7 protein-coding genes are annotated in these 7,712 nt (G+C 49.9%); 3 read left to right on the forward strand and 4 right to left on the reverse strand.

The window, feature by feature from the left end:
- The coding region (locus CX664_RS25830; protein WP_146000109.1) for a hypothetical protein at positions 1-239 on the reverse strand (239 nt) is incomplete at its 3' end.
- Between the two features lie 166 nt (positions 240-405).
- Between CX664_RS25830 and CX664_RS17655 the strand changes: the two genes are divergently transcribed.
- Entirely contained in the window at positions 406-591 is a 186-nt protein-coding gene (locus CX664_RS17655) for a hypothetical protein (protein WP_101748011.1), read from the forward strand.
- A 213-nt stretch (positions 592-804) separates the two neighbouring features.
- Here the strand turns inward: CX664_RS17655 and CX664_RS17660 are convergent, their stop codons facing one another.
- A complete protein-coding gene (locus CX664_RS17660) occupies positions 805-2,478 on the reverse strand; it encodes an ankyrin repeat domain-containing protein (RefSeq protein ID WP_101748012.1) in 1,674 nt (557 codons plus the stop codon).
- 167 nt (positions 2,479-2,645) lie between these two features.
- On the opposite strand from CX664_RS17660, the gene CX664_RS17665 reads away from it, so the two are divergent.
- Positions 2,646-2,831 carry a hypothetical protein gene (locus CX664_RS17665; protein ID WP_101748013.1) on the forward strand — a complete coding sequence of 62 codons (186 nt, stop codon included), beginning with the start codon at positions 2,646-2,648 and terminating at the stop codon, positions 2,829-2,831.
- A 185-nt stretch (positions 2,832-3,016) separates the two neighbouring features.
- On the opposite strand, the gene CX664_RS17670 is transcribed toward CX664_RS17665, so the two are convergent.
- Complete coding sequence (locus CX664_RS17670; protein ID WP_101748014.1) at positions 3,017-5,791, reverse strand: ankyrin repeat domain-containing protein; 2,775 nt, start codon at positions 5,789-5,791, stop codon at positions 3,017-3,019.
- Positions 5,792-5,956: 165 nt separating this feature from the next.
- Between CX664_RS17670 and CX664_RS25835 the strand changes: the two genes are divergently transcribed.
- Positions 5,957-6,157: a hypothetical protein gene (locus tag CX664_RS25835; protein ID WP_146000110.1), complete on the forward strand. Its 201-nt coding sequence runs from the start codon at positions 5,957-5,959 to the stop codon at positions 6,155-6,157.
- A 184-nt stretch (positions 6,158-6,341) separates the two neighbouring features.
- Here the strand turns inward: CX664_RS25835 and CX664_RS17675 are convergent.
- Positions 6,342-7,712: ankyrin repeat domain-containing protein (locus CX664_RS17675; protein WP_146000111.1), on the reverse strand; the 1,371-nt coding region annotated here is incomplete at its 5' end.

The following is a 7,712-nucleotide window of genomic DNA, read 5'->3' on the forward strand; positions in this document are numbered from 1 at the left end:
CGAATCAGTGGCAGTGCCGTTTGCTCGCATTCACTGCATCGGCGTTTATTAAGACTTGTTTCACTCTGCTCATCAAGGTGTCGGGTGATGCATCCCAGGTGGAAAACGTGGGGTTCCGGTTTGCAAGATGTTTCGACCAGTGAGTGTCCACCAAATTGCCCTCTGATATGTTCGTCATTTATACAGATAGAAGAACAGTTAAAGCGAATATCTGCCCCGTTTACACCGACACTATTCATTACTTTAGCCCGCTATTTGACTCAAAACTTCGGGTAGGACAAAAAATCAGCAGGGTAAGTTCCAAAAAAAACAGAATTTTTTAACAAGACGTATGTCGTTAGATCCAAAAGTCAGGTACGGAACCGATTTTCACAGGACAGTGATCGTTTATCCGGAATACAAGCAATGGCAACCACAAATATCTGGCAACAGTTCAAGGCGCTGATTACTGAAGGGGCGCGGGTTGTAGCCACCATGACCGCTAATAACGGCAATGGCACCAGTCAGGGAAAGCTTCGGGATGGTTCGGTTATTAACATCAAAGGTGAATCTGTGGGTGTTGGCCAGAAGGCATTTATTCAGAAAAGATAAAAGGTACTGTGCCGCGCCTGGCACAGTATGAGGTGGAGGTTTGAAATAATCAAGAATCGGTTCTCCGCTCAATTTTATTGCTCACTTTAGAAGTCAGCCCGATGGTTGGGCTCCATAGTCTTCAAGAAGTTTCTTGCACTCTGTGCGGCCAAACTTGATAGCCAAGTCGTGAGCCGTTTCGCGATATTATCTTTCTTTTTAGCCAGGGAGGGGTCAAAGCAATACCTGGATGGCCTCTGTGTGGCCTTTAAAAGAAGCTATTTGGAGAGCCGTGTGGCCATTGTCATCCTTCTCTTTAGCCAGGTAGGGGGCAATGGTTAGCAATGTCTGGATGGCCTCTGTGTGGCCAGAAAGAGCAGCTGTGTGGAGAGCCGTGCGGCCATTGCTATCCTTCTCTTTAGCCAGGTAGGGGGCAATGGTTAGCAATGTCTGGATGGCCTCTGTGTGGCCGTTTTCAGCAGCTTTGTGGAGAGCCGTTTTGCCAAAAAGATCCTTCTCTTTGGCCAGGGAGTTCTCAATCTCCAGCAATTTCTGGATGGCCTCTGTGTGGCCTCTAAGAGAAGCTATGTGGAGAGCCGTGCGGCCACTGCTACCCTTCTCTTTAGCCAGGTAGGGGGCAATGGTTAGCAATGTCTGGATGGCCTTTGTGTGGTTCCCAGAAGCAGCTAAGTGGAGAGCCGTATTGCCACGTTTATCCTTCTCTTTAGCCAGTGAGGGGTCAAAGTTCAGCAATGTCTGGATGGCCTCTGTGTGGTCCCCAGAAGCAGCCAAGTGGAGAGCCGTACAGCCATCGTTCATCTGTTCATTGACTGGGGTTTGATAATTTTCCAGCAGCTCCTTGACGGACTCTATGTGGCCGTTCTGAGCGGCCATATGCAGGGGCGTAGCACCATCTATATGTGTTTTGACATTGACATCCACTTTCTTATCAAGCAGTTTTCTCAGGCAATCGGTTTGCCCCCAACAAGCGGCTAAATGCAATGCTGTATTGCCGCTGTTATCAGCGATATTGCAATCCGCTCTTTCAAGCAAATAAGTCAGGTGATCTAATTTGCCCCAAAGGGCCGCTATCATTAAAGGTGTGATACCGTCGTTATCACGGGCATTAAGGTCCACTCCTCTGTTATCAGCAAGCTCACGCAGACACTCAATGTCGTTTTCTTTTTCGATGGTATAGTGTTCGAAGGTCTTGCCGTTAATAAGGGTTCCAGTGATATCTATGCCCATGGCAGCACATTGTTGACGGCCCCTGGTTATGCTGATTTTGGTGGCTATATGCAGGGCTGTTTCGCCGTTATTATTGGTGGCATTTACCTTCGCTCCCTGTTCAATGAGTTTTTTCAGGCATGTTTTATCCCCATTGGCAGCGGTGATATGCAGCGGTGTTTGACCTTCCCCATCGGCGGCATTGACATCGGCACCGTGGTCGATCAAAGTCCGGGCTAAATCCGTATGTTGATGCTTTAAGGCGACAGCTAACAGGTATTCAGGATGACCGGTGAGCGCCGAGCGGTAAGGTTGATTGGCCAACGTCTTGTCTTTGTCCAGATAACAGTTCAGCTTTCTCAGATTACCGCTACGGCAGACATTAAGCATTCGGGATTCACAATAAGGTGATTCGTCGTCATCGACGCTTTCCCCGTCCTTACGAATCAGTGGCAGTGCCGGTTGCCCGCATTCACTGCATCGGCGTTTATGAAGACTTGTTTCACTCTGCTTGTCAAGGTGTCGGGTGATGCACCCCAGGTGGAAAACGTGGGGTTCCGGTTTGCAAGATGTTTCGACCAGTGAGTGTCCACCAAATTGTCCTCTGATATGTTCGTCAGTTATACAGATAGAAGAACAATTAAAGCGGACATCTGCCCCGTTTCTACCGACACCATCCATCGCTTTAGCCTGCCATTTGACTCAAAACTTCCAGTACGACAAAAAATCAGCGGGGTAAGTTCCACAAAAAAACAGAATTTTTTAATAATAAGATTGTCGTTTAAATAAAAAGTCAGGTATGGAACTAATTGTCACTAGACAGTGATCGTTTATCCGGAATACAAGCAATGGCAACCACAAATATCTGGCAACAGTTCAAGGCGCTGATTACTGAAGGGGGGCGGGTTGTAGCCACCATGACCGCTAATAACGGCAATGGCACCAGTCAGGCAGAGCTTCGGGATGGTTCGGTTATTAACGTCAAAGGTGAATCTGTGGGTGTTGGCCAGAAGGCATTTATTCAGAAGAGATAAAAGGTGGAGGTTTGAAATAATCAAGAATCGGTTCTCCGCTCAATTTTATTGCTCACTTTAGAAGGCAGCTCGATGATTGGGCTCCATAGTCTTCAAGAAGTTTCTTGCACTCTGTGCGGCCAAACATGATAGCCAAGTCGAGAGCCGTTTCGCCATATTTATCTTTCTTTTTGGCCAGGGAGGGGTCAAAGCAATGCCTGGATGGCCTCTGTGTGGCCTTTAAAAGAAGCTATTTGGAGAGCCGTGCGGCCATTGTTATCCTTCTCTTTGGCCAGGGAGGGGTCAATGGTCAGCAATGTCCGGATGGCCTCTGTTTGGCCAGAAAGAGCAGCTGTGTGGAGAGCCGTTTGGCCATCGTTATCCTTCTCTTTGGCCAGGGAGGGATCAATGGACTGTAATGACTGGGTGGCCCCTGTGTGGACTGCAAAAGCAGTTGCGTTAACAGCAGCTGTGAGAGCCGTCCGGACTGACTTCTGCTTCTCCTTCTCCTTCTTTTTGGCCAGGGAGGGGTCAGTGGTCTGCAATGACTGGGTGGCCTCTGTGTGGACCGCAAAAGCAGTTGCGTTAACAGCAGCTGCGAGAGCCGTCTGGACTGACTTATCCTTCTCCTTCTTTTTTTTGGCCAGGGAGGAGGGAGTGGTCAGCAATGTCTGGATGGCCTCTGTGTGGCCCCCAGAAGCAGCTAAGTGGAGAGCCGTACTGCCACGTTTATCCTTCTCTTTGGCCAGGGAGGGGTCAATGGTCAGCAATGTCTGGATGGCCTCTGTGTGACCTTTAAGAGCAGCGGCGTGGAGAGCCGTGCGGCCATTGTTATCCTTCTCTTTGGCCAGGGAGGGGTCAATGGTCAGCAATGTCTGGATGGCTTCTGTGTGGCCTTTAAGAGCAGCGGCGTGGAGAGCCGTCTGGCCATATTTATCCTTCTCTTTGGCCACAATTTCCAGCAATGCATTGACGGTCTCTGTGTGGCCTTGACGAGCAGCTTCGTGGAGAGCCGTATCACCATTGTTATTCTTGACATCAACCTGGATGCGCATAGGGGCAATTTCATTAAATGCCCTGACGATCTCTGTGTGACCATTACGAGCAGCCAAGTGTAGAGCCGTACAGCCATCGTCCATCTGTTCATTGACTGGGGTTTGATAATTTTTCAGCAGCTCCTTGACAGACTCTATGTGGCCGTTCTGAGCGGCCATATGCAGGGGCGTAGCACCATCTATATGTGTTTTGACAGTGACATCCACTTTCTTATCAAGCAGTTTTCTCAGGCAATCGGTTTGCCCCCAACAAGCGGCTAAATGCAATGCTGTATTGCCGCTGTTATCAGCGATATTGAAATCCGCTCTTTCAAGCAAATAAGTCAGGTGATCTAATTTGCCCCAAAGGGCCGCTATCATTAAAGGTGTGATACCGTTGTTATCACGGGCATTAAAGTCCACTCCTCTGTTATCAGCAAGCTCAAGCAGACACCCAATGTCGTTTTCTTTTTCGATGGTATAGTGTTCGAAGGTCTTGCCATTAATAAGGGTTCCAGTGATATCTATGCCCATGGCAGCACATTGTTGACGGCCCCTGGTTTTGCTGATTTTGGTGGCTATATGCAGGGCTGTTTCGCCGTTATTATTGGTGGCATTTACCTTCGCTCCCTGTTCAATGAGCTTTTTCAGGCATGTTTTATCCCCATTGGCAGCGGTGATATGCAGCGGTGTTTGACCTTCCCCATCGGCGACATTGATCTCTGTCGGATTGTTCAGGTAATTGAAAAATTCCCAATCACCTTTTCTGGCAGCAGTGTGCACTACGGTAGTAATATTTGCCCCTTCTTCGACCAGCACGCTCTGGCTCGGGTTGTTTCGCGTCAGAATAGCCCGGTACAAGGCATGATCAAGATCAAGTTCGTTTGCACCCTTCTCGATCAGGAATCTAAGGCATTCCGTTTGCCCCCCCTCGGCGGCAGCGCACAGGGCACCGTTGAGGTCTGGCGTTCGCTGTGAGACTCGCGGTGAGATCAGGGTTTTAAGGCACTGCTTTTGCCCCTGTCCGGCGGCTTCGCGCAGGGCACCGTCAAGGTCGTTTGCTCCTTTATTGATCAGGGGTATAAGGTTCTGCGATTGTCCCTGTCCGGCGGCTTCGCGCAGAGCGATATTAAGGTTAGATTGGCTGAGTTCGGTGCTGATCAGGTATTCAAGCAGTGAATCATTGCCCTCCCGGACAGCGGTGCGCAGTACATTATTGATATTCGCCCCGGCCTCGATCAGGATATTGAAGACCTCGGTACAACGCTGACGGGCAGCATTGTGCAGGGGCGTCTCACCCTGATGATCGGCGGCATTGACATCGGCACCGTGGTCGATCAGAGTCCGGGCTAAATCCGTATGCTGGTGCTTTAAGGCGACAGCTAACAGGTATTCAGGATGACCGGTGAGCGCCGAGCGCTGACGGGCAGCAATGTGCAGGGGCGTCTCACCCTGATGATCGGTGGCATTGACATCGGCACCGTGGTCGATCAAAGTCCGGGCTAAATCCGTATGCTGGTGCTTTAAGGCGACAGCTAACAGGTATTCAGGATGACCGGTGAGCGCCGAGCGGTAAGGCTGATTGGCCAACGTCTTGTCTTTGTCCAGATAACAGTTCAGCTTTCTCAGATTACCGCTACGGCAGACATTAAGCATTCGGGATTCACAATAAGGTGATTCGTCGTCATCAACGCTTTCCTCATCCTTACGAATCAGTGGCAGTGCCGTTTGCTCGCATTCACTGCATTGGCGTTTATTAAGACTTGTTTCACTCTGCTCATCAAGGTGTCGGGTGATGCATCCCAGGTGGAAAATGTGACCTTGCGGTTTACAGGAGGTTTCCACCAGTGAGTGTCCACCAAATTGTCCTCTGATATGTTCGTCATTTATACAGATAGAAGAACAGTTAAAGCGAACATCTGCCCCGTTTACACCGACACTATTCATTACTTTAGCCCGCTATTTGACTCAAAACTTCGGGTAGGACAAAAAATCAGCAGGGTAAGTTCCAAAAAAACAGAATTTTTTAACAAGACGTATGTCGTTAAATCTAAAAGTCAGGTACGGAACCGATTTTCACAAGACAGTGAACGTTTATCCGGAATGCAAGCAATGGCATCCACGAATATCTGGCAACAGTTCAAGGCGTTGATTCCTGAAGGGGCGCGAATCGTCGCCACCATTACCGCTAATAACGGCAATGGCTCAGGCAGAGCTTCGGGATGGTTTGGTTATTACCGTCATTGGGTGTTGGCCAGAAGGCATTTATTCAGAAGAGATAAAAGGTACTGCGCCGAGCCTGGCGCACTATGAGGTGGAGGTTTGAAATAATCAAGAATCGATTCTCCGCTCAATTTTATTGTTCACTTTAGAAGGCAGCCCGATGGTTGGGTTCCATAGTCTTTAAGAAGTTGCTTGCACTCTGTGCGGCCAAACATGAGATAGCCAAGTCGAGAGCCGTTTCGCCATATTTATCTTTTTTTTGGCCAGGGAGGGGTCAAAGGAATGCCTGGATGGCCTCTGTGTGGCCTTTAAAAGAAGCTATTTGGAGAGCCGTGCGGCCATTGTTATCCTTCTCTTTAGCCAGGTAGGGGGCAATGGTTAGCAATGTCTGGATGGCCTCTGTTTGGCCTCTAAGAGCCGCGGCGTGGAGAGCCGTTCGGCCATTGTTATCCTTCTCTTTGGCCAGGGAGCGGTCAAAGGCCAGCAATGTCTGGATGGCTTCTGTGTGGCCTTTAAAAGAAGCTATGTGGAGAGCCGTATCGCCATTGTTATCCTGCTCTCTAGCCAGGCAGGGGTCAAAGGCCAGCAATGTCTGGATGGCCTCTGTGTGGCCTTTAAAAGAAGCTATGTGGAGAGCCGTGCGGCCATTGTTATCCTTCTCTCTAGCCAGGCAGGGGTCAAAGTCCAGCAATGTCTGGATGGCCTCTGTTTGGCCTTTAAGAGCAGCGGCGTGGAGAGCCGTTTGGCCATCGTTAGTCTTCTCTTTGGCCAGTGAGGGATCAAAGTTCAGCAATGTCTGGATGGCCTCTGTTTGGCCTTTAAGAGCAGCGTCGTGGAGAGCCGTATCGCCATTGTTATTCTTCTCTTTGGCCAGGGAGGGGGCATTGGTTAGCAATGTCCGGATGGCCTCTGTTTGGCCTTTATTAGCAGCCAAGTGGAGAGCCGTATCGCCATATTTATCCTTCTCTCTGGCCAGGGAGCGGTCAAAGGCCTGCAATGTCTGGATGGCCTCTGTTTGGCCTTTAAGAGCAGCGACGTGGAGAGCCGTCATGCCATCATTGCTCTTATCTTTGGCCAGGGAGGGGTCAAAGTACAGCAATGTCTGGATGGCCTCTGTTTGGCCTTTAAGAGCAGCGTCGTGGAGAGCCGTATCGCCATTGTTATTCTTCTCTTTGGCCAGGGAGGGGTCAAAGTACAGCAATGTCTGGATGGCCTCTGTGTGGCCTTTAAGAGCAGCGTCGTGGAGAGCCGTATCGCTATTGTTATTCTTCTCTTTGGCCAGGGAGGGGACATTGGTTAGCAATGTCCGGATGGCCTCTGTTTGGCCTTTATTAGCAGCCAAGTGGAGAGCCGTATAGCCATATTTATCCTTCTCTTTGGCCAGGGAGCGGTCAAAGGCCAGCAATGTCTGGATGGCCTCTGTGTGGCCTTTAAGAGCAGCATCGTGGAGAGCCGTATCGCCATTGTTATTCTTCTCTTTGGCCAGGGAGGGAGCAATGGTTAGCAATGTCTGGATGGACTCTGTTTGGCCAGAAAAAGCAGCTGTGTGGAGAGCCGTGCGGCCAGTGTTATTCTTCTCTTTGGCCAGGGAGGGGGCAATGGTGATCGCACACAGCGTCGTGAACGCCAGAAACACAGTAAAACC

This window comes from Endozoicomonas acroporae (assembly GCF_002864045.1).
Taxonomy (GTDB): domain Bacteria; phylum Pseudomonadota; class Gammaproteobacteria; order Pseudomonadales; family Endozoicomonadaceae; genus Endozoicomonas; species Endozoicomonas acroporae.